The 21,069-nt window shown below is 62.4% G+C and carries 20 protein-coding genes and 1 riboswitch; of the genes, 6 read left to right on the top strand and 14 right to left on the bottom strand.

Features of this window, described 5'->3' with window-relative positions:
• Positions 1 to 159: 159 nt before the first annotated feature.
• From HU750_RS18835 to HU750_RS18820, 4 genes are all read right to left on the bottom strand, one after another.
• Entirely contained in the window at positions 160 to 2,877 is a 2,718-nt protein-coding gene (locus HU750_RS18835; protein WP_186681754.1) for a winged helix-turn-helix domain-containing protein, read from the bottom strand.
• A gap of 419 nt (positions 2,878 to 3,296) precedes the next feature.
• On the bottom strand, positions 3,297 to 4,661 hold the full coding sequence (locus tag HU750_RS18830) for a DUF1329 domain-containing protein (RefSeq protein WP_099452916.1): 1,365 nt from the start codon (positions 4,659 to 4,661) through the stop codon (positions 3,297 to 3,299).
• Between the two features lie 25 nt (positions 4,662 to 4,686).
• Positions 4,687 to 6,573 carry a DUF1302 domain-containing protein gene (locus HU750_RS18825; protein WP_027594444.1) on the bottom strand — a complete coding sequence of 629 codons (1,887 nt, stop codon included), beginning with the start codon at positions 6,571 to 6,573 and terminating at the stop codon, positions 4,687 to 4,689.
• A 332-nt stretch (positions 6,574 to 6,905) separates the two neighbouring features.
• On the bottom strand, positions 6,906 to 8,588 hold the full coding sequence (locus tag HU750_RS18820) for a fatty acid--CoA ligase (RefSeq protein WP_186681752.1): 1,683 nt from the start codon (positions 8,586 to 8,588) through the stop codon (positions 6,906 to 6,908).
• 216 nt (positions 8,589 to 8,804) lie between these two features.
• Between HU750_RS18820 and HU750_RS18815 the strand changes: the two genes are divergently transcribed.
• The 3 genes from HU750_RS18815 to HU750_RS18805 all read left to right on the top strand — a co-directional run bounded on the left by HU750_RS18815 (position 8,805) and on the right by HU750_RS18805 (position 11,677).
• A complete protein-coding gene (locus HU750_RS18815; RefSeq protein WP_027594446.1) occupies positions 8,805 to 9,770 on the top strand; it encodes a 2-hydroxyacid dehydrogenase in 966 nt (321 codons plus the stop codon).
• 55 nt (positions 9,771 to 9,825) lie between these two features.
• On the top strand, positions 9,826 to 10,824 hold the full coding sequence (locus HU750_RS18810) for a methyltransferase (RefSeq protein WP_186681749.1): 999 nt from the start codon (positions 9,826 to 9,828) through the stop codon (positions 10,822 to 10,824).
• Between the two features lie 39 nt (positions 10,825 to 10,863).
• Positions 10,864 to 10,983: riboswitch (yybP-ykoY riboswitch) on the top strand.
• A gap of 109 nt (positions 10,984 to 11,092) precedes the next feature.
• On the top strand, positions 11,093 to 11,677 hold the full coding sequence (locus HU750_RS18805) for a TMEM165/GDT1 family protein (protein ID WP_027594448.1): 585 nt from the start codon (positions 11,093 to 11,095) through the stop codon (positions 11,675 to 11,677).
• Between the two features lie 126 nt (positions 11,678 to 11,803).
• On the opposite strand, the gene HU750_RS18800 is transcribed toward HU750_RS18805, so the two are convergent.
• The 4 genes from HU750_RS18800 to HU750_RS18785 all read right to left on the bottom strand — a co-directional run bounded on the left by HU750_RS18800 (position 11,804) and on the right by HU750_RS18785 (position 13,809).
• Entirely contained in the window at positions 11,804 to 12,619 is an 816-nt protein-coding gene (locus tag HU750_RS18800; RefSeq protein WP_027594449.1) for a M48 family metallopeptidase, read from the bottom strand.
• 108 nt (positions 12,620 to 12,727) lie between these two features.
• The gene (locus HU750_RS18795) at positions 12,728 to 13,348 is read right to left on the bottom strand and encodes an SOS response-associated peptidase (protein ID WP_085274099.1); all 621 of its coding nucleotides are present in this window, start codon (positions 13,346 to 13,348) and stop codon (positions 12,728 to 12,730) included.
• A gap of 15 nt (positions 13,349 to 13,363) precedes the next feature.
• Entirely contained in the window at positions 13,364 to 13,624 is a 261-nt protein-coding gene (locus HU750_RS18790) for a putative signal transducing protein (RefSeq protein ID WP_027594451.1), read from the bottom strand.
• Positions 13,624 to 13,809 (bottom strand): CPXCG motif-containing cysteine-rich protein, encoded by a 186-nt coding sequence (locus HU750_RS18785; protein ID WP_186681747.1) that lies wholly within the window; start codon positions 13,807 to 13,809, stop codon positions 13,624 to 13,626. The genes HU750_RS18790 and HU750_RS18785 overlap by 1 nt, the downstream gene beginning before the upstream one ends.
• A 121-nt stretch (positions 13,810 to 13,930) precedes the next feature.
• On the opposite strand from HU750_RS18785, the gene HU750_RS18780 reads away from it, so the two are divergent.
• Complete coding sequence (locus HU750_RS18780; protein ID WP_186681745.1) at positions 13,931 to 15,100, top strand: 1-acyl-sn-glycerol-3-phosphate acyltransferase; 1,170 nt, start codon at positions 13,931 to 13,933, stop codon at positions 15,098 to 15,100.
• Positions 15,101 to 15,132: 32 nt separating this feature from the next.
• Here HU750_RS18780 and HU750_RS18775 read toward each other — a convergent pair whose 3' ends face one another.
• Positions 15,133 to 15,393, bottom strand: coding sequence for a hypothetical protein (locus HU750_RS18775; RefSeq protein ID WP_099452911.1), 261 nt, complete (start codon positions 15,391 to 15,393; stop codon positions 15,133 to 15,135).
• Between the two features lie 160 nt (positions 15,394 to 15,553).
• Here HU750_RS18775 and HU750_RS18770 point away from each other — a divergent pair, with 160 nt between their 5' ends.
• On the top strand, positions 15,554 to 15,760 hold the full coding sequence (locus tag HU750_RS18770; protein ID WP_027594455.1) for a hypothetical protein: 207 nt from the start codon (positions 15,554 to 15,556) through the stop codon (positions 15,758 to 15,760).
• A gap of 70 nt (positions 15,761 to 15,830) precedes the next feature.
• Here the strand turns inward: HU750_RS18770 and HU750_RS18765 are convergent, their stop codons facing one another.
• A complete protein-coding gene (locus HU750_RS18765; RefSeq protein ID WP_085274100.1) occupies positions 15,831 to 16,415 on the bottom strand; it encodes a YajG family lipoprotein in 585 nt (194 codons plus the stop codon).
• Between the two features lie 802 nt (positions 16,416 to 17,217).
• On the opposite strand from HU750_RS18765, the gene mqo reads away from it, so the two are divergent.
• On the top strand, positions 17,218 to 18,723 hold the full coding sequence (gene mqo, locus HU750_RS18760) for a malate dehydrogenase (quinone) (RefSeq protein ID WP_099452910.1): 1,506 nt from the start codon (positions 17,218 to 17,220) through the stop codon (positions 18,721 to 18,723).
• A gap of 167 nt (positions 18,724 to 18,890) precedes the next feature.
• On the opposite strand, the gene HU750_RS18755 is transcribed toward mqo, so the two are convergent.
• From HU750_RS18755 to HU750_RS18740, 4 genes are all read right to left on the bottom strand, one after another.
• Positions 18,891 to 19,181, bottom strand: coding sequence for a PA4642 family protein (locus HU750_RS18755; protein ID WP_003247360.1), 291 nt, complete (start codon positions 19,179 to 19,181; stop codon positions 18,891 to 18,893).
• A gap of 68 nt (positions 19,182 to 19,249) precedes the next feature.
• Complete coding sequence (locus tag HU750_RS18750; RefSeq protein WP_027594458.1) at positions 19,250 to 19,720, bottom strand: hypothetical protein; 471 nt, start codon at positions 19,718 to 19,720, stop codon at positions 19,250 to 19,252.
• 200 nt (positions 19,721 to 19,920) lie between these two features.
• Entirely contained in the window at positions 19,921 to 20,394 is a 474-nt protein-coding gene (locus HU750_RS18745) for a WbuC family cupin fold metalloprotein (protein ID WP_099452908.1), read from the bottom strand.
• 2 nt (positions 20,395 to 20,396) lie between these two features.
• Positions 20,397 to 20,954: a hypoxanthine-guanine phosphoribosyltransferase gene (locus tag HU750_RS18740; protein WP_027594460.1), complete on the bottom strand. Its 558-nt coding sequence runs from the start codon at positions 20,952 to 20,954 to the stop codon at positions 20,397 to 20,399.
• Positions 20,955 to 21,069: the final 115 nt, after the last annotated feature.

Raw genomic sequence — 21,069 nt, 5'->3', positions numbered from 1 at the left:
GGGATGATTGAAAAATCGCGCAAGGCGATGCATACCACCGAATGCTGTATCGGCAGCCGGCCGGGAAAGATGAGGATAGAGCACGCAGCGCGCTAAACAACGGCCCAATAATAGCCTCAAGCCATTACTTTAGCGGGCAAACCCCTGGGGCGGCTACTGTCAGGCCAGCAGGCCCAGCGCCTTCGCTTTGGCCACCGCCTGGGTGCGGCGCTCGACGCCCAGTTTGCTGTTGATATGGCTGGCATGGGTCTTCACGGTGTGCAGCGAGATGAACAGCCGTTCGCTGATCTGCTGGTTGGAACAGCCTTGGGCGATCAGCTCAAGCACGGCCCGCTCCCGCCCACTCAATGCCTCGCCACTGCCACTGCTAACGGCAGGTAAAGGAGGCAGGCGCTTGAGCAGTTCGACCTGGACCGGGCAAGCCGAGCGCGCTGCAAGCTGCTCGTGCAGCCACTGCGGGTGTTTTTCGAGCAAGGGTTGGAACGGTTGCAGAACGCCGCCTTGGGCGGCCTCGAGTGCCTTTGGCAGCAGCCCGGCAGCCTGCGCGTCTCGGCCTTCAGCGAGCAGCAGGGCGAGCCACTGGCACAGTGCACTGACGGCCAGCAGCATGCCGCCACTGGCCACGCCACGTTCGACCAGCCCTGACAAGCGCTGAACCGACGCCTCGGTGCGCAACTGGATACGCTCGAGCAATGCCTGCTGCAGTTCGATATGCAGGGGTAACAACGGGTGGAACTCCGGCGCTGCCGCCGGCTGGTCGCCACCGTAGGTCTGCCCCAGCCGCAGCAACCAGGATTCGGCAAGATCGGTGCGCCCCTGTGCCAACCACAGTTCGCACTTCACTAGGGTAATCATGGCCAGGTAGTAGATCGGTGGAACATCCCAGATGTGCATCAGCCGCTCCGCCTCGGCCAGCTCGGCGAACGCTTCGGCGAAGTGGCCCTCGCGGCCATCGAGCGTGGCAATGACGCAGTGGCCGATCAGCACGCTGATGTCTCGGCAGGCACGCGCTTCGCCAAGCCCCGCACGCAAGCGCGCACGGCCTTGGGCTGATTGCAGGCGCGACACCAGCAGGTAACCCTCATAGAGCGTCAGCCTGGCCCGGACCGCGTACAACCGCTGCCCCGACAGCCCCTGAAGGCGCTGCAGGCCCTGGCGCACTTCGTCCAGCGCCCGCAACACTTCACCCCGGGCATGCAGCACCCGTGCTCGATCGTAATGAGCCAGGGCTTCGAACAGCGGGTTGCCGACGCGCTGGGCCAGCTCCAGGGCTTCGCGGTTCCAGCCGCGAGCATGCCAGAAGTCGGCATCGGTGATGGCCAGGTTGGACAGTGTCGACAGGCACACCAGGCGCTGGCCGTAGCGCTTGCACGGCAAGCTTTGCAAGGCTTCGCCACAGTAGGCCAGGGTACGCGCGCGATCCCCCCGCCCCCGCGCGATCACCCCACTCAGGGCCAGCCATTGGGCCAGCATGGACTTCTGTGCGGTCGCCGAGGGTGCAGGCAGAAAACGGCTGAGGTAGCTTGCCAGTTCTTCGGCCGCATCCAGCTGGCACGCCAGCCCCAACGCCCAGCTGTACAGCACGATCAGGCGCGGCGTGCTGATCAGCAAGCTGTCGGGCAGGTCCATCTTCCAGCGCAGCAACATGCCAACGTTCTGCTCGGCCAGCAGTTGCTCCTCGGAGAGGCTCTGCACCAGGCCGGCCGCCACGTCGAGGTGGCCGGCCCGCAGCGCCTGCTCAACCGCCTCGTCCAGCAAACCCTGGGCTTCGAACCAGCGGCACGCCCGCAGGTGCAGGCGCGCTGGCGGTTCGCTGGCCTGGCGGCTTCGCAGCAGGTCGGAGAACAGGTGATGGTAACGAAACCAGTGGCCGTGCTCGTCGAGGGGTACCAGAAACACTTGATGGGCCTGCAGGAAGCGCAGGATATCGGCGCTGTCCTGGCGGTCGCGCAGGGCATCGCAAAGCTGGGCACAGAAGCGCTCCTGGCACGCCGTGTCGTAGAGAAAGGCCTGCACGTCGGCCGGCAGGATCTCGATGACTTCTTCCAGCAAGTAGTCGCGTATCAACCCCTCGCCACCGTGCAGTGCGTGGGGCAAGGCGTGCTCATCACCGGACTCGCTGGCGGCCAGTTGCCAGAAGCGCAGCCCGGCCACCCAGCCGTCACTGCGCTGGATCAGGTTATCCAGCGCCTGGCCGCGCAAGCCGGTGGGTTGGCGGCCGATTACCGCCAGTGACTCGTCGGGTGTCAGCCGCAGCTCTTGCTCGTTGAGTTCGACCAGTTGACGCGACAGGCGCAGGCGCGCCAGGTGCCAGTCTGGGCGCTGGCGGCTGGTGATCAACAGCACCAGGCCACTGGGCAAGTGATTGAGGAAAAACAGCAGGCAGCGGTCGAGTACGGGCCCTTGGGCCAAATGGTAATCGTCCAGCACCAACAGCAGAGGCGTATCGGCTTGCAGGTATTGGGCGAGTTCATCGAGCAGGCCGTCGATCCACTCCTCGAACGCGAAGGGCTGGTGGCGCTGGCGCATTTTCAGCAGGCCCATGGCTTGGCCACCCAATGCAGGGCAGTACTGCTGCAGGCCTTCGAGCAGCCGTTCGAGAAAACGGCCGGGGTCAGCATCGCGCTGGCTCAGGCCAAGCCAAAGGCTACGCCAGTGCTCCGGCAGGGATTCGCAGAACTCGATGGCCAGCGAGCTCTTGCCAAAGCCCGCCGGTGCGTTGACCAGCAGTAACCGCCCATTGAGGCCGGCGTGCAAACGCTGACACAACCGCGTACGCGGCACATGGCCGTCCGGCAGCGGCGGCCGGAAGAAACGCCCGTCCAGCAGGCCTAGGGCCTGGCTGGCGAATCCATGCGTACGGGACAGATCTGTCATGGCCGGCTCGTTCTGAAGGGAAGACAACGGCGGTACGGATGTTTGCGAGACTAGCGGGTAATGCAGCGCATTTGAAGATGATGGGCACAATAGGCCTGTAAAAGACTACGACAAAAAGCAACAACCCTGATGGACAGGGGCTGGAGCGGGGGTTTGGTTGGGTATTCAGCAGATTTATTGCCCGCGCCCACAGGGATTGCGTAGCTTTCAAGGCCAGTGCAGTACCTGTAGGAGCAGCCTTGTGCTGCGAAGAGGCCGATAAGGCTAGAGATTATCTTCGGCTGCAATGGCCTCTTCGCAGCACAAGGCTGCTCCTACAGGGCTTGTGTTTGCCCTGAAACCATCGCCGGAGCAGGATAAAAAAACGTCCCGGGCAAGCCGGGACGTTCTGGGGATCACAGGAGTGGAAGGCTTTCAGATTAACGTACACCTGCCTGGCGCAGGGCCGCGGGCTGGAAATCAGCCTTGCTGGCACTGAAGCCGAAGTCGTAGGCACGCTTCTCTTCGTTCTTCATGCCCAGCGCCAAATAACGACCCGACTGCAGGTCGTAGATGGTTTCCAGGGTGTACCAAGGCACCTCTTTGTTGTAATACGGCTGGGAATGGGCTTCGGAAACGCGCCACAGCTGGCCACGGCCGTCGTACTGGTCGATCACTGCGGCCTGCCAGGTGTCTTCATCGATGTAGAAGTCACGCTTGGCGTAGATGTGCCGCTGGCCCGGCTTGAGGGTTGCGACCACGTGCCAGACGCGGCGCAGCTCGTAGCGCGACAAGTCTTGGTTGATGTGCCCGGCCTTGATGATGTCGGTGTACTTCAGCTTGGGGTCATCCAGCTTGAAGGCGTTGGAGGCGATGTACAGTTCCTTCTTGCCTTCCAGCTTCCAGTCGTAACGGTCTGGCGCACCGTTGAACATGTCCAGGTTGTCCGAGGTACGCAGGCCGTCGGCAGCGGTACCGGGGCCGTCGTACGACACTTGCGGTGCCTGCCGTACACGACGCTGGCCGGCGTTGTAGATCCACGCCTTGCGCGGCTCCTTCACCTGGTCGAGGGTTTCGTGCACCAGCAGCACGGTCCCGGCCAGGCGAGCGGGGGCGGTCACTTCCTGCTTGAAGTAGAACAGGATATTACCCGGGTTGCTTGCGTCGTAATCCTTCATCTTGTCGCGGAAGACGAACTGGTCGGAGAAGTACACCGGGTTGAAAGAGCCGTTCTGCTGTGGCGTAGCCTGAGTAACCAGGCGGCTGACACTGCCCCCTCGGTAGCGTGTGATGTGGTTCCAGATCACTTCCAGGCCGCTTTTCGGGATCGGGAACGGCACCGCCGTATCGAAGTTGTTCAAGCCGTTGCCGCCTTCCACCAGTGTGGTCTGGGTGGCGTTTTTCTTGATGGCGGCGAACACGTCAGCAGGTACAGTGGAGCCGCGGTGGGTCTTGAACACCGGGATCTTGAAGGTGTCCGGGTAGCGCTTGAACATTGCCACCTGGCCCGGCGAGAGCTTGTCCTTGTACTGGTCGACATTCTGCGCGGTGATGGTGAACAGCGGCTTTTCACTGCCATACGGGTCGGAAAGGAACCCCTTGGCATCGACGCTGCCCGCTGATTTCGACAGCGGTTGCCAAGCACTGATCGAGCCATCGGCGTTACCGGCCTTTTCGGCGCCCATCGGGGTCAGGGTGCTGCCCAGCTTGGCCGCCTCATCGGCAGACACCGCTGCCATGACACTGGTCGCCAGCAGGGACAGGCCCAGCACACCGGCTTGCAGCAGACTTCTGGTCTTGTTCATGTCGTGTCGTCCTGGATCAGTATTCTTAGAAGTTCACGCCGAAGCTGAGGGCGACGAAGTCGCGGTCATCCACGGTGCTGTACTTGCCGTCGAAGAAGTTGGTGTACGACAGGCTCGCCGTGTAGGTGTTCTGGTACTCGGCGTCCAGGCCCAGGCTGACGGCCTTGCGGCCTTCTTCAAAGTTGGCGCCAGGGCCGGGCGAGTAGCCGGAAACGTCATGCGACCAGGCCACGCTCGGCTTGAGGTTGACCCCGGCGAAGACGTCGTTGTAGTCCCAGATGACCCGACCGCGGTAACCCCAGGAGGTGCTGGTGGTGTAGCCGTCGTTCTCGCACTTGCGATTCAGGTTGGTGGTCGATGCACCGGCACCCGCGCCTGCGATGGTGCTGGCGTTGAGCGCCTGGCAGGTGTCCGCGCCACCTGTGGCTGGCAGTGGGCCGGGGCCGAATACCGGGTCGCGGCCGTAGCGGGTTTCGTGGGCGTTTTCCAGGCCGCCGACATGGGTAACCCCCACCTCGCCCACCACGGTCATGCGGCTGGCGCCCATCACCTGGTCGAAGAAGTGCGTCAGGGTGGTCTGGAACTGGGTGATTTCCTTGCGACGGTAGCCGTGCAGGTCTTGGCCAGGGGTACCGGAGAGCAGCGAAGCGTTGCTCAGGGCGCCACCAATCGGGCGCACACCCGAGAACAGGATGTCGGTGGTATTGAGCTGCACAGGCGCGTTGGGGCGGTAGCTGACTTCACCACTCCAGGCGGTACCGGTAGGCAGCGTGGTGGAGAAGCTCAGGCCGTACAGGCGGATGTCCTCAGGGTACTCGACGAAGTACTCGGAGTTACCGGCCACGATCAGCGGTGCCAGCGCGCGCAACTGTGCCGGCAGGGCACTCAGGCCAGCGAACACGGAGGGCGGGGCACCGGTGGCGCTGAAGATCGGCGCACGGCTGTGGTAGTTCATGAAGTAGGCACCGAACTCGGTGTCCAGCGGGTCGAACATGTAGCGCAGCGCCACACCGAACTGGCCGCTGTCACGCGCATCACGGTCGGCCCCGCGGCGCACCATCACGCCTTCCTCGTTGATGTTAACGCCCTGGGTGGCGAGGAACTGCTGGGCCGCGCCCGGTACTGTGCGGCTGCTGTTGAGCACGCGCAGGTTGTCGGTACAGCCGTCGGCAATGATGTCCGGCTGCGAGAAGAACGTGCCGCAGTTGTCGACGACGGTCTGGTCCCATTCGATCTGGTAGAAGGCCTCGGCCGACAGGTTGTCGGTCAGGCTCTGGGAGATGTAGAACATGTTGACCGGGATCAGGCCTTCCTTGATCTCGGCCCCAGGGCGGCGGAACGCGGACACGTCGATCGGGTTGATCGAGTTGATACCACCGCCGATGAAGGTACTCTCACCCCAGCTGACAACCTGCTTGCCCAGGCGCACCGAGCCTGGCATGTCGCCAATCGAATAGTTGTGGTAGACGAACGCATCGAGCAGTTCGGCGCCGGACGACTTGGCGCCTTCCTTGCGGTTGGAGTCGCTGATGTCCTTGAACTGGCGGCTTTCGTCCTTGAGTTCGAAGTCGTACCAGTACTTGCCACGCACGAACACCCCGGTGTCGCCGTACTTGAGCTCCAGGTCGTGGATGCCCTTGAAGATCTTGGAGAAGGTCTCGCCACGCTTGAAGTTGAGGTGGCCGTCATCGGAGGTCTGCGATAGCCCCTTGCCGCCATTGTTGACCCCGATCAGGTTCTTGTTCGGGCTGGCGGTCGACCAGCTGGCGCCAACGGAGAGCGACGAGTCGAACTGCCCTTCGATTTCACCTATGTTGAAACTGACAGCGAAAGCAGGACTTGCGAGCGTGGAAGCAAGGCTGACGGCCAAGGGCAACTTGGCCCGGCGCCAGAACAGGTTTGCAGATTTCATCGACGCTACTCCATGTACTTTTTTGTTATGGCAGTGAGTCCTTTCAGAAACGGTCCGTGGGACCGGTGTGCAGGTTTGCACCTGCGGCGACACGGCTTGCGCGTGTCGCCCTCCCCCATTTCTGAAAATCTCCTGGCCTCGACTATAGCCAGCAAGGCACAGGCGCTTGATCCCTCTAAAGTGTGATTTGCGCTCCGTGCCGCCAACTCGCTACGAGGTTTTTCGGGTTACGTGCTGGCCGTGCTGAAGCATGGCGCATTTTTCCTGTTTGGCAAGGCGCCGAGCTCTCTAGCCTGCGGGTCGTGTTCTGTCGTCCACCACCCGCACGGGGGTTACAGGGTAGAAAGGAACGCACTGTTACTGGCCTGCCACTGGACGATGTCCTGGCGGATGCGTTTCTTGTCGAGTTTGCCAACACTGGTCTTGGGAATTTCAGTAACAACGGCAATCTGGCTTGGAATCGCCCATTTATTGATGTGCCCTTCTTCAACAAAAGGCTTGAGGTGGTCCTTGAGTGACTTGGCATCGATGGCCTGCCCATCACGTACCACCAACAGGGCAAACGGCCGCTCGCCCCACTGCGGGTCGGCGATCCCCACCACCGCCACTTCGCGCACGGCCGAATGACGGCTGATCAAGTCTTCGAGGTCGAGCGAGGATATCCACTCACCGCCCGTCTTGATCACGTCCTTGATGCGATCGCGGATATCGATGTAGCCCATGCCGTCGAGGGTCGCGACATCACCGGTGTGCAGCCAGCCGCCCTGCCACAGCTCCTCGCTCTTTTGCGCCTCCTTGAAGTAACCCATGGTCAGCCAGGGCGCGCGCAGTACCAGTTCGCCCTGGGTCTCGCCATCGGCCGGGAGGAAATTGCCCTCGCCGTCGACGATTGCCGCCTCGACCAACGGCACCGGCACACCGGCCTTGATCCGATAGGTGACACGCTCGTCCTCGCTGCCCGCCTGCAGTTCATCGTTCAGGTGCGCTGCCGAGATCAGCGGGCAGGTCTCGGACATGCCGTACGCGGCAGTCAGCTGGATGCCACGCGCCAGGGCCGCCTGATACAGCGAGCGATTGAGCGCGCTGCCGCCGATGATGATCTTCCAACCTGCGAAGTCCTGGCCCTGGGCGGTCGGGCAATTGAGCAACATCTGCAGGATGGTCGGCACGCAATGAGAGAAGGTGACCTGCTCTTCACGCCACAGCTTGACCAGCATGTCGGGCTCGTAACGCCCCGGGTACACCTGCTTCATGCCCAGCATGGTGGCGGCGTAGGGGATGCCCCAGGCATGCACGTGGAACATCGGGGTAATGGGCATGTACACATCATCGCTACCAATCAGGCGCACGCTGTCGATACTGCCAGTGACCGACGTTTCGGCCAGGGTATGCAGCACCAGCTGGCGATGGGTGAAGTACACCCCTTTTGGGTTGCCGGTGGTGCCGGTGGTGTAGAAGGTGGTGGCCACCGAGTTTTCGTCGAAATCCGGGAAGTCATAGCGCGGGCTGGCGGCGGCGATCAACTGCTCGTACTCGCCCACCAGGTTGGGCAGCTCGGCGGTCTTGTCCGGGCCGTCGGTCAGCAGCAAGGTCTTGTCAACGGTGGTCAACTGCCCGGCAATCGCTTGGTAAAGGCCGACGAAGTCGCTGTTGACCAACACCACGCGGTCTTCGGCGTGGTTCATGGTGTAGAGGATTTGTTCTGGCGACAGGCGCACGTTGATGGTGTGCACCACCGCGCCGATCATCGGGATGGCGAACATGCATTCCAGGTAGCGATGGCTGTCCCAGTCCATCACCGCCACCGTGTCACCGGCCTTGACCCCGGCCTCTGTCAGGACATTAGCCAGGCGCGCGATACGCTCGTTGAGCTGTGGATAAGTCAGGCGCAGCTGATCGCGATAGACGATCTCGCGGGTTTTCTCGTAGCGGCTGCCGGACATCAGCAGGCGTTTGATCAGCAGGGGGTAGGCGTAGGCGCCTTCGGCGGGTTTGATGATGCGGGTCTGCAACATGGGTATCCCTTTTCTGAAAAACGGGCCGGACAAGTCTGGATCTACTGTAGTAGCTGAATGTGACGGTCAAATCAGCCGAAGGAATGATTTGGACCGGCAAGGTATGAGTGGCAGGCGTTGACGCGCGGTAACCGCGGGCTAGACACTGCGCTGAACCGCTTCGGACAGTGCCCCGAAGTTGATGGCCCATTTCCCGTCCTGCCACCGGAGAACCCCATGCCCAGCCCGCGTCGCGCCGTGTTTCTCGATCACCAGTCACTGGACTTGGGTGACCTTGACCTGTCCCCTTTGCGGGACCAGTTCGACGCATTCGAGCTGTTTGCCGCCACCCGTCCGGAGCAGGTCGCCGAACGCCTGCAGGGCGCCGTTGCGGTAATCAGCAACAAGGTCATGCTGGATGCCGCGACCCTTGCCGCCAACCCGCAGCTCGAGCTGATCCTGGTGGCCGCCACCGGCACCAACAATGTCGACCTGGCGGCGGCCCGCGCCCAAGGCATCACCGTGTGCAACTGCCAGGGTTACGGCACGCCGTCGGTGGCCCAGCATACCCTCGCCCTGCTGCTGGCCTTGGCCACGCGGCTGTGCGACTACAACCAAGCAGTGGCCGACGGCCAATGGGCCAAGGCCAGCCAGTTCTGCCTGCTGGACTTCCCCATCGTCGAGCTGGAGGGCAAGACCCTCGGCCTGCTCGGCCATGGCGAACTGGGCGGCGCAGTGGCGCGCCTGGCCGAAGCCTTCGGCATGCGCGTCTTGAGCGGGCAGATCCCCGGCCGCCCGGAGCGCGCCGACCGCATGCCCCTGGAAGACCTGCTGCCGCAAGTGGACGCGCTGACCCTGCATTGCCCGTTGAACGAGCATACCCGGCACATGATCGGGGCCCGTGAGCTGGCCTTGCTCAAGCCCGGCGCCCTGGTGGTGAATACCGCACGGGGTGGCTTGATCGACGAACAGGCTCTGGCCGACGCCCTGCGCCAAGGCCACCTGGGTGGCGCCGCTACTGACGTGCTGAGCGTCGAGCCACCGGTCAACGGCAACCCGCTGCTGGCAGGCGATATCCCGCGCCTGATCATCACCCCGCACAGTGCCTGGGGCGCAGTGGAGTCGCGCCAGCGCATCGTCGGCCAGCTCAGCGAGAATGCCCAGGCCTATTTCGCCGGTCAGCCACGCCGCGTGGTCAGCTGAGCGTAGCGTTAGCCTCTGCTACACTGCGCGACTTTTTTTACAGGAGGCGTCGTCCATGGACCCGCGCAGTGAAGTGTTGCTCCGCCAGGCGGACCTGTTCCAAGGCCCGCTGCTGCTCGCCGGCGCGCCCGCCGACGACCTGCTCGGCCACCTGCCCATGGCACATGGCTGGACCTGGCATGCCGGTGACCAGGCCATGCTCGAGGGCCGCTTCGCTGGCCGTAGCCATTACGGTGTCGAAGCCCCCCCGGTGGCCTTCGACAGCGCTGTGCTGTTCCTGCCCAAGTCCCGCGAGCTGGCCGCCTACCTGCTCAATGCGCTGGCCTCGCGCCTGGCCGGGCGCGAGCTGTACCTGGTCGGCGAGAAACGCGGCGGCATCGAAGGCGCGGCGAAGCAACTGCAGGCTTTTGGCAAACCGCGCAAGCTCGACAGCGCCCGGCATTGCCAGTTGTGGCAGGTGACCGTTGACCACGCGCCAGCGGCCACGCCGCTGGAAAGCCTGGCCGAGCGCTTCGAACTCGACCTCGAGGATGGCCCACTGCAAGTGGTCAGCCTGCCGGGCGTGTTCAGCCACGGCCGCCTCGACCGCGGCAGCGCCCTGCTGCTCAAGCACCTGGATGGCCTGCCAAGCGGGCATGTGCTGGACTTCGGTTGCGGTGCCGGGGTGCTGGGCGCCACGGTGAAACGCCGCTACCCGCAAAGCCGGCTGACCCTGCTCGACGTGGACGCGTTTGCCGTGGCAGCCAGCCGCCTGACATTGGCCGCCAACGGCCTGGAAGGTGAAGTAATCAGCGGTGATGGCATCGACGCGGCCCCTGCCGACCTGAGCGTGATCCTGAGCAATCCGCCGTTTCATACCGGCGTGCACACCAATTACCAGGCTTCAGAGAATTTGCTGAAAAAATCCGGCGTTCATCTGCGAAAAGGCGGCGAAATGCGCCTTGTCGCCAATAGCTTCCTGCGCTACCAGCCACTGATCGAAGGGGCCTTGGGTAACTGCCAGGTACGCGCCGAGGCGGACGGTTTCCGGATCTACCAGGCAACACGCGGTTAAAAACAGCGCTTGCCGAAACCGCTTCGGCTAGGCAGAATCCGCACCGTCCTAGGGGAGTAGTCTCCCGCGAGCACCCAGCTCGCCCGGCACGCGTCAACATACTTGGCCCACAGGCCATGGCGCGTGCGACCCACTATGCAGAGCCTGCATAGAGAGATCCGCACAGACGGATCCGCGGTTTGACAAGACCTATGACACGCACACCTTACCCGGGGCGGGAAGGCTGTACGTGTCATAGCCGTGTCGACCCGCCCCCGTAGGAAACCTGATGCTGGAATCCCTGCTGGTCCCCACCGCCATCGTTGCCCTCGCCGAAATCGGCGACAAGACGCAACTGCTCGCGCTCATTCTCGCCGCTCGCTTCCGCAAGCCTTGGCCGATCATCGCCGGCATCATCGCCGCTACCCTGGCCAACCATGCCGCCGCGGGCGCCGTGGGTGCGTGGGTCGGCGGGTTCTTCAGCGACTCGGCGCTGCACTGGATCTTGGCCGCCAGCTTCACCGCCACGGCGCTGTGGACGCTGGTGCCGGACAAGATGGATGACGATGAAAACCCGGCGCGCCGCTTCGGCCCGTTCCTCACCACGCTGATTGCGTTTTTCCTCGCCGAAATCGGTGACAAGACCCAGGTGGCGACAGTCATGCTTGCCGCGCAATACCCGCACCTGATCATGGTCATCATCGGCACCACGCTGGGCATGCTGATTGCCAACGTGCCGGTGGTATTGGCGGGTAACTTTGCGGCAGACAAACTGCCGTTGACCCTGATTCGCCGACTGGCGGCTACCGCGTTCTTCGTGCTGGCGGTGGTGGCCGTGTACTCGGCGATGAAGGCCAGTGGCTGGGTAGGCTGATAGTCGCTGGGTAGACTGACCGGTAGGAGCAGCCTTGCGCTGCGAAGAGGCCAGTGACAGCACAGTAGATCTTCGGCGCTGTCACCGGCCTCTTCGCAGCACAAGGCTGCTCCTACAGGACGCAGATTACTTCTTGGCAGCCTGATACAGCGGCATCACCTTCGGAATCGCTGCCTGCAACGAGGCAATACGGCTTTCGGACGCCGGGTGAGTGCTCATGAACTCAGGCGGCGCGCCTTCAGAAGCCTTGCTCATCTTGTTCCACAAGGTGATCGCGGCATTCGGGTCATAACCGGCACGTGCCGACAACTCTAGGCCGATCAGGTCCGCCTCGTTCTCATTGGCACGGCTGTTGGGCAAGGTCATGGCGTAGTTCACCACGGTGTCGGCCATGGCCATGCTGCTTTGGCCCAGGCCGAAGATGGCACCCGCACCCTGACGGGCCATTTCCACACCATAGGCCTTGGACATGGCTTCACGGCTGTGCTCACGCAGGGCGTGGGCGATCTCGTGACCGACCACCGCAGCAATCTCGGCATCGGTCAGCTTGAGTTGGTCGATCAGGCCGGTGTAAACGATGATCTTGCCGCCAGGGCCACAGTTGGCGTTGAGCTCGTCGCTCTTGATCACGTTGACTTCCCAGTTCCACTGGGCGGCATCCGGGCGAAACTTCGGCGCCTGGGCGATCAACCGGTCAGCGATGACTTGCACGCGCTTGGCATCGGCACTGGACTTGTCCAGCACGCCCTTGTTCGACGCCTCACCGAGGGTCTGCTGATAGGACTGGGCGTACATCTGGTTGACCTCATCGGTCGAGAGCATGCTGAACATGTACTGCTTGCGCTCGACACCGACGGCTCCGCCGCTGGTGGTATTCACCGCCTGGCAGCCTGCCAGCAGGATACCGGCACTCAACACACTGACAACAAATGACTTACGCATGAAAACACTCCCTTTTACATGCGGCGTATCCTAGGCTTAGTCGCCTGGACCCGCCATAGCCGCAGGGAAGAATTTTACCGGCTGCACGGCCCCGCTGCCTGGCCGGCGTCAGGCCGGTGTCAGGCACTCCGGTGCATCCAGTTTCGGGTCATTGACGAAGTTTGCCAATGCCCGCTCACGTAGCGTAGCCGGGGGGCTGGCGAGCAGCTCCTGCAGGCGTGTGATCGGCGTATCAGGGTCCAGCCAGGCCGCCTGCCCCGCCTCGTCCAGAATCAACGGCCGGCGCTGGTTCATGGCGGCCTGGGTCACCACCGCGCAGCTCAGCCAAACCTGGTCCTGCACCGGATAGGCCTCCCACACCGCCGCAAAATACAGTGACGACCCCTCCCCTGGGGTCAGCCAGTAGGGGCGTTTGCGCACCGTACCGCGCCATTCATAAAAGCCATTGGCCGGCATCAGGCAGCGGCGCTGGCGAAACGCTTCGCGGAACATCGGCTGTTCGGCAAGGGTTTCTGCTCGGGCATGGGCAGGCGTGCGGGAAAGGTCAGTGAGCCAGGCTGGCGTCAGGCCCCAGCGTGCCTTGGCCAAGCCATGCTCGCCGTCGACCTGGCGCTGGATCAACACCGACGCACCGGGCGAAATATTCCATTGTGCCGGCTGGCCGACGGGAAAGCCCGGCAGACTGGCAAGGGCCTGGGGCCAGCGAAACAGGGCGTAACGTCCACACATGGGCGAATTTTTTACCTAGCAGATCAAGGTACCGGGATAGCTCTCCGGTTCGTCACCAACCAGTGGCTGGGCATCATTGTACGCATCGATCAGCTGCCGTGCGTACTCGGCCTGCTCGTCGGGCACGGCAAGCCCCAGCAAACCCTGCATCGGCAGCTCACCGGCAGCACCCACCAGGTCGCGGCCGACCAGGTGCACCGAGATGCCCTCACTGGCAAGCATGCCCACCAGCATTTCAGCCTCCAGCAGGCTTTCCGGTTCGTAGATCCGTTGCATCAGGCATCGTCCTCGCGTCTGACATCAAGCATCCATTCGTCATCGTGCACCTGCAGGATCATCACCACAGGCTTGCAACAGACCTGGCAATCCTCGATGTAGACCTGGTCGCCAGCGGAGATATCGACAGTGGTTTCCACCCGTTCGCCACAATACGGGCAATGATAGGAGTCGGTTTCTAGCATCGCGGCCTCCACGGTGACTTATGCGTATAATTGCCGGTCTGATTACAGGGCCTGCGCGTGTTCGAGCCGTTTTTCGAACCCCGTCCCTACCTATTACCCTAGCCGTTTCCAACAAGAGAGCATGATGGGCGAATTCGATGCCATCCGACCGTACGACGACGCTGAGGTCCCTGCCGTGTTGGCACGCCTGCTCAGCGACCCGGCATTCCTCGATATCCTCACCCACTTCCGCTTCCCGCGTGCTGCCGCCCCACTCGGCTGGCTGCTCAAGCCACTGATCGCCCGCCGCCTGCGCAAGGAATTCGCCGGCGTCACCTGCGTGTCGACCTTGCAGGACAAAGTCGAATACTACGTCGACCAGACCATCGAGCGCGCCACCGATGGCGTTACCTATTCGGGTGTCGAGCAACTCAAGGTTGGCACCGCGTACTTGTTCCTGGCCAACCACCGCGACATCGTCATGGACCCGGCCTTCGTCAACTACGCCGTGTACCACGCCGGCCTGCCGACCCCGCGCATCGCCATCGGTGACAACCTGCTGCAAAAACCCTTCGTCAGCGACATGATGCGCCTGAACAAGAGCTTCATCGTGCACCGCTCGCTCAGCGGTCGTCGCGAGAAGCTGGCGGCTTACCAGCTGCTCTCGGCCTACATCAACCACTCGATCCGCAACGATGGCGCATCGATCTGGATCGCCCAGGCCGAAGGCCGCGCCAAGGACGGCGACGACCGTACCGACTCGGCGATCCTCAAGATGTTCCACATGAGCCGCAAGGACGAGCCGTTCGGCGCGGTCATTCAGAGCCTGAACCTGACGCCGGTTTCGATCAGCTACGAGTACGACCCCTGCGACCAGGCCAAGGCCCGCGAGCTGTACATCCGCGCCACCACCGGCACCTACAAGAAGGCGCCGGGCGAGGACGACAACAGCATCGCCAAAGGCATCACTGGCTACAAGGGCCGGGTGCACATCAACTTTGCCGCGCCGGTGACCGAGTACTTCGAGGACACCAAGCAGCTGGCAGCCGAAATTGACCGGCAGGTCCTCGGTGGCTACCGGTTGTTCCCGGTGCACTACCTGGCCTACGCGATGTGGGACGAGAAGGATGAGGCACTGCAAGTGCCGAGCGCCGAGAAGGTGTTCCCAGGCGAAGAGCTGGCGCGTGCCAAGGAAGAATGGCAGCGTCGCTTGGAGGCTTGCCCTGAAGAACAGCGGCCGTACCTGGTGTTGCAATACGCGACGCCGGTGCGCAACCAGTACCAGGTCAAGCAGCAAACGCCAGTTGCCTGATCAACCCGGGGCTGCTTTGCAGCCCCAAGGTTTTACAGCCAGGTACTGAACCAGGACAGCAGCAGCGCCATGGCCAGGCACGAAAAGCCGAGAATATAGAAGTAACGCGGCACCCTCAGGTCAAACGCATCCACTACCCCCTCATCCACCGCCAGGCTTTCCCGCGTGACAGCCTCGCGCCGCCGTGCGCTGTGCAGCAGCATCCCGCCGGGGCACGTCATCAGCAACGCCAGCAGGTTGATCAGCTTGGTGGGATGGGCGGCCAGAAACCCCCAGAGCACTTGCAACGACATTACACAACCTCGGTTTGAAGGACGGCAAAGGCCGGCATTTTACCCAAGTCCGGCGTGGGCGCTCGGGCTCGGCGACAAAGTGTCACTAAATTTCATCTGTCACAGGTTCGTCATCAGAACAGGCCACGCTGTCGGCCTTTTCCCGATCCGGAGCTCGTTCATGCTGCATGCCGAAAACCAGGACCGCCTCTATCTCGTAGCCCAGAGCGACGAACAGCAGGCGTTGATCGACGGTTTTGCCATCAATGTGCAGGACCGCCAGTGGTTGGTCTATTGCGCGCTGGGTGGGCACGCGCATCAGGACTTGCCGGAGGTGGATGTGGCTACCGGTTTCAGCCTGCTGGACTTCCACATCCAGGCGGCCTGAAGCCCCCCCAAAAAAACAAACCCGCTGCCTGTCAGCCAGGCAGCGGGTTTGTTTTAGCAGGGCTGAACGCTTATTCGCCCAGTACTTGCCCGATGGTCGGGTCTTTGAACAGGCGGGTCAGGGCGTCGCTCAGCACGTCGCTGACCAGCTTGGTGTTGGTTTCCTGGTTCGGCGCCATGCCAAAACGCTGGTCCAGCGAAGCACCGTAACGGCCGCTGTAACGGCGGTTGGCGTTGGCCACGTCGGCACGGAAGGTGGCACCGATGGTGGCCTCGGTCACGTACAGGTTGTCCTTGGGCGACTGGTACTTAAGCTCAGCCAGGGTCACGGTCAACTGCGGGGCATTGTAGGCATTCGCCGTCGGGGTGAAACCGAGCAGGCGCACAGCGGCTTCGGCCTGGGCCTGCAGCTTGGGCAGCACATCATTGCCACTGACACTGATGGTGCTGGTCTCGGGGTACATGCCACCGCGCGTGCCCAGGGACTGCGAAGCCCGGCCATCAACCACCTTGACCACCACCGGCTGACCGTGGCCGACAGGTGCGAGCTGGGCGGTGAGCTTGGGCTGCGGGCTGAGTTGTTGCGGGCTGTGGGCACATCCGACCAGGCTGAGGCTGGCCACCGCGATCAAACCGAACAACAGACGTTGCAACATGCGCGTTTCTCCAGAAAATGCGGCTAAGGCGCACAGTATACCTAGCGGCAACCTACAAGCGGCAAGCCACAAGAAAAAGCAGTACGCAGCGGTAGCCGGCTTTATATTGCCGGTTGCAGCCAGCCGCCAACTGCCCGCCAGCGCCCGGGTTTGCGCCCGCGCAAACACCCGTTGGCATCAGCACAGCCTGCCGGCCTGACAAACGCTGCAATAAAAACCACGAATAACGACCTTTCTGCCTTCGACATCGCTATAATCTCCCCCCGATTATAAGGACGTCTCCTGATCGGGCCCCGCATTTGCCGCTTGACCCCGGCACCTTCACCGCTTCGCCCACAGAGAGCCTTCCACTCAGGTCTTGCATCGGCTGTCGTGCCTGCTTTTCCGGCCCTTCGCACTGCATGAACCTGTGGGTTGCCATCGCGCAGTCCCCTTTTGAGGTTCACGTCTCCAAAAGAGCGTGAAAAAACGGTTTTCACAACTTCACGAGAGTGTGGCGAGCAAATGAACAGTCTGGCATGTGCAAAAGCGGCAGATGTGTCCCGAACAGCCCTGAACAGGCGGCAACTGCGCTCATCCCGGATGAGTGTCTGAGGCCGTTCCATAACGCACGCACGACACCTTGACCATAAGTCGAATTGCCGCACCCGTGGCAATCGGGGTTCAATACCCGAACCCGAAGACTGATTGGCGGTGTCCGCGGAAGTTGCAAGAACTGCGAAAAGTCGGACATGGCGATCCTGGCGAACCCAGGGATCCTATGCTGTCAATTAGGTAGCTGTAGATTGTGGAGACGCGTTAAATGGCGCAGAACGAATCGGTTGATGTAGTACTGGTAGGCGCGGGCATCATGAGTGCCACCCTGGCCGTACTGCTCAAGGAGCTCGACCCGACCCTCAAGCTGGAGGTCGTCGAGGCGATGGACTCCGGGGCCGCGGAAAGCTCCAACCCCTGGAACAACGCAGGTACCGGCCACGCTGGCCTGTGCGAGCTTAACTACACGCCCCAGGCCGCCGATGGCAGCATCGACATCAAGAAGGCCGTGCACATCAATACCCAGTTCGAGGTCTCGCGCCAGTTCTGGGCTTACCTGAGCAAGAAGGGTAACTTCGGCTCGGCGCGTGCCTTCATCAACCCTGTCCCGCACCTGAGCTACGTCGAAGGTGACAAGGGTGTTTCCTTCCTCAAGAAGCGCTTCGAGCTGCTCAAGCAGCATCACGCCTTCTCCGAGATGGAATACACCGAAGACAAGGCCGTGATGAGCGACTGGATGCCGTTGATGATGCCCGGCCGCCCGGCCGACCAGCACATCGCCGCCACCCGCGTGGCGAAAGGCACCGACGTCAACTTCGGCGCACTGACCAACAAGCTGCTCAAGCTGCTGGGCGACTCGCCCGACGCGCAGGTCAAGTACAGCAAGAAAGTCGTCGGCCTGCGCCGTAACGGCAGCGGCTGGACCGTGAGCATCAAGGACGTCAACAGCGGCGGCAGCCGTGAAGTCGACGCGCGCTTCGTGTTCCTCGGTGCCGGTGGCGCGGCCCTGCCGCTGCTGCAACTGTCGGGCATCCCCGAGAGCAAAGGCTTCGGCGGCTTCCCGGTCAGCGGCCAGTGGCTGCGTTGCGACAACCCGGAAATCGTCAAACAGCACCAGGCCAAGGTTTACAGCCAGGCGGCGGTCGGCGCGCCACCGATGTCGGTGCCGCACCTGGACACCCGCGTGGTAGACGGCAAGACCTCGCTGCTGTTCGGCCCGTACGCCGGCTTTACCACCAAGTTCCTCAAGCATGGTTCGCTGATGGACCTGCCACTGTCGGTGCGCATGGGTAACATCGGCCCGATGCTGGCCGTGGCCCGCGACAACATGGACCTGACCAAGTACCTGGTCAGCGAAGTGATGCAGTCGATGGAACAGCGCCTGGAATCGCTGCGCCGCTTCTACCCGCAAGCCAAAGCCGAAGACTGGCGCCTGGAAGTGGCCGGCCAACGCGTGCAAATCATCAAGAAAGACCCGAAAAAGGGCGGCATTCTGCAGTTCGGTACCGAGCTGGTCTCGGCCCAGGACGGCAGCCTAGCCGCACTGCTCGGCGCATCGCCGGGCGCTTCGGTAACCGTTTCGATCATGCTGGAACTGATCGAGCGTTGCTTCCCCGAGCAGGCCAAAGGTGCCTGGGCTGCCAAGCTCAAGGAAATCTTCCCCGCTCGCGAGAAGGTCCTGGCAACCGATGCCGCGCTGTACAACAAGATCAGTGCCGACAACGATGCCGCGTTGGAACTGGTGGAAGACAGCCCGGCCAAGCATTACGCCTGAGCTGGCTGAAACGAAAAAACGCCCCTCGGGGCGTTTTTTTGTGCCTGCGTTTTGGCCTGTGCCGGTCTCTTCATGGGCAAGCCCACAGGTGTTTCACAGATCTTGAGAGCGGTGCAATACCTGTGGGAGCGGGCTTGCCCGCGAAGAGGCCAGTACAGGCTTAACAATCAGCCGCGGGCTTTATCGATGATCTCGATGTACTCAGGGGCATTGCGCTGGTCGGCGATCTGTTCGACGAAGGTCTTGCCGTGCTCGTCCTTGCCATCCAGGTCCAGGCCCGCTTCGACGAAGAAGCCGACGAAACGCTCGAAGTCGTCGACACGCAGGCCACGGTAAGCCTTGACCAGCTTGTGCAGCGACGGCGAAGTCACGCCATCGGCCGGCTCGAACTGAAGGAACGACTTGATGTAGTCGTCGCTGATTTCGTCACCGATTACCTGTTTCTTGTCTTTACGCATTGCCGACTCCAACTGGACCATCACGGAATTTCGAAGGCCGGCAGTTTACCCCCCGCAGGGCGCGCGCCTCAACGCGTACGTACGGTGCCGGTGTGCAGGTCGGCCCAGATATGGCCGTTGCCGTAGGTCAAAAACTGCACGTAGAGCGTTTCGTTGCGCAGCAGGTCCATGATCACGCGGTAATCGCTGACCGGGTAGTTGAGGCTCAAGGTGCGAGTTTTCTCGTCATAGACGGGCTTTTTCAAGCTTTTGCCGGCTTCACCATCAAAGGTCAGCAGCACCTGGGCGATGGTGGCGCCCTTGCTCAGCGGCTTGCCCTTGAGGCGCATTTGCAACGATGCGGTGATGGGGATTGGTTGCTGGTCGGACTGGCGCTGGGCGCCGACCACCACTGCATAATCGGTCACTTGCAGCAGTTGCTGACCGGTCGGCGCTTCCTGGCGCAGAGACAGGTCGTCAGGCGGCAGAAACTGGCTGTGCAGCGGGGCGGCACAGATCGGCAGGCTGACCGCGAGCAGGAGGGGAAGAATCGCACGCATGTGAGGCTCCTTGAATGAAGGCGCACTCTAGCATGGCCTGCACTGGCTCTTGTAGGAGCGGCCTTGCGTCGCGAAAGGGCTGCGCAGCAGCCCTACGATTTATGCTTCACAGCTGAAATTGCCGGGGCTGCTGCGCAGCCCTTTCGCGACGCAAGGCCGCTCCTACCGTTGAGCCCGCATGCATACCATTATTGGCAATATCAATCGAACTGGGCGCGCATCCAGGCCTGGTACTCGGCCACGCCCGCCTCGCCTTCACGCGGCGCCCAGTGGGCATGCTCGCCCTCGCCCACTGGCCGGTACGGCCCTGCCTTGCACTCGAAGAGGATGCTGTCCGGCTCCAGTACCACCAACCCGTGGTAGGTACCGGGCGCCAGGTCTACACCCAGGCAATCGCCGCCCGCCTGCAGCACCCGCTTTTCAGTCAGCGCACCGTGCTCATCGAAGATCAGCAGGCCAAGGCGCCCCTTGAGCACGATCAGTGCTTCGGCCTTGTCGTCGCTCAGGTGCCGATGGGGTGGGATGTAGGTCGTCGGCTGCAGCCCGACTGCCATGCGGTGGCAAGGCTCTTCCATCTCATGGAAGTTATGGTGCTGCCGCCCGCGAGGGTTGGCGGCAGCCTTCTGCGCCAGCTCGGCGAACAGCGATTGGTCGATGAACGCGGGCTGGCGCATGGTTACAGCCCCTTGACGGCGAAGATGCCGTTAGCGTTACGCCAGTAGCCCTTGTAGTCCATGCCATAGCCGAAGATGTAGCGATCGACGCAGGGCAGGCCGACGTAGTTGGCTTTAAGGTCCGGGCTGGCTTTGCGGTCGTGGTCCTTGTCGATCAGCACCGCGGTGTGCACCGAGCGCGCACCGGCGTGCTTGCAGAACTCGATGATGGCGCTGAGGGTGTGGCCTTCGTCGAGGATATCGTCGACGATCAGCACGTCACGGTCGATGAACGAGACTTCTGGCTTGGCTTTCCAGAACAACTCGCCGCCGCTGGTCTGGTTGCGGTAGCGGGTGGCGTGCAGGTACGACGCTTCCAGCGGGAACTGCAGGTGGGTCAGCAGCTTGCCCGAGAAGATAAGGCCGCCGTTCATCACGCAGAAGACCACCGGGTTCTTGTCGTGCAGGTCTTTGCAGATCTGCTCGCCGACCTTGGCGATGGCCGCTTCGACTTCGGCTTCGGTGTACAGACAGTCTGCTTCGCGCATGACTTGACGGATGTGCTCGAGATCGGCGGGCATTGCGCTCTCCAGGGGGGGTATTTTGGAAAAGCGGGCAAAGGTACGCATCCGCTCGCCACAGATCAAGCATTTATGGACTAACGTCCAAAAGGACTACACGACAGCACAGGCTGAA

It is taken from the genome of Pseudomonas sp. SWRI50 (assembly GCF_014269095.1).
GTDB classification, from domain to species: domain Bacteria; phylum Pseudomonadota; class Gammaproteobacteria; order Pseudomonadales; family Pseudomonadaceae; genus Aquipseudomonas; species Aquipseudomonas kermanshahensis.
Note: the sequence above shows the minus strand (reverse complement) of the source record. Positions and strands in the feature narration are given on the sequence as shown.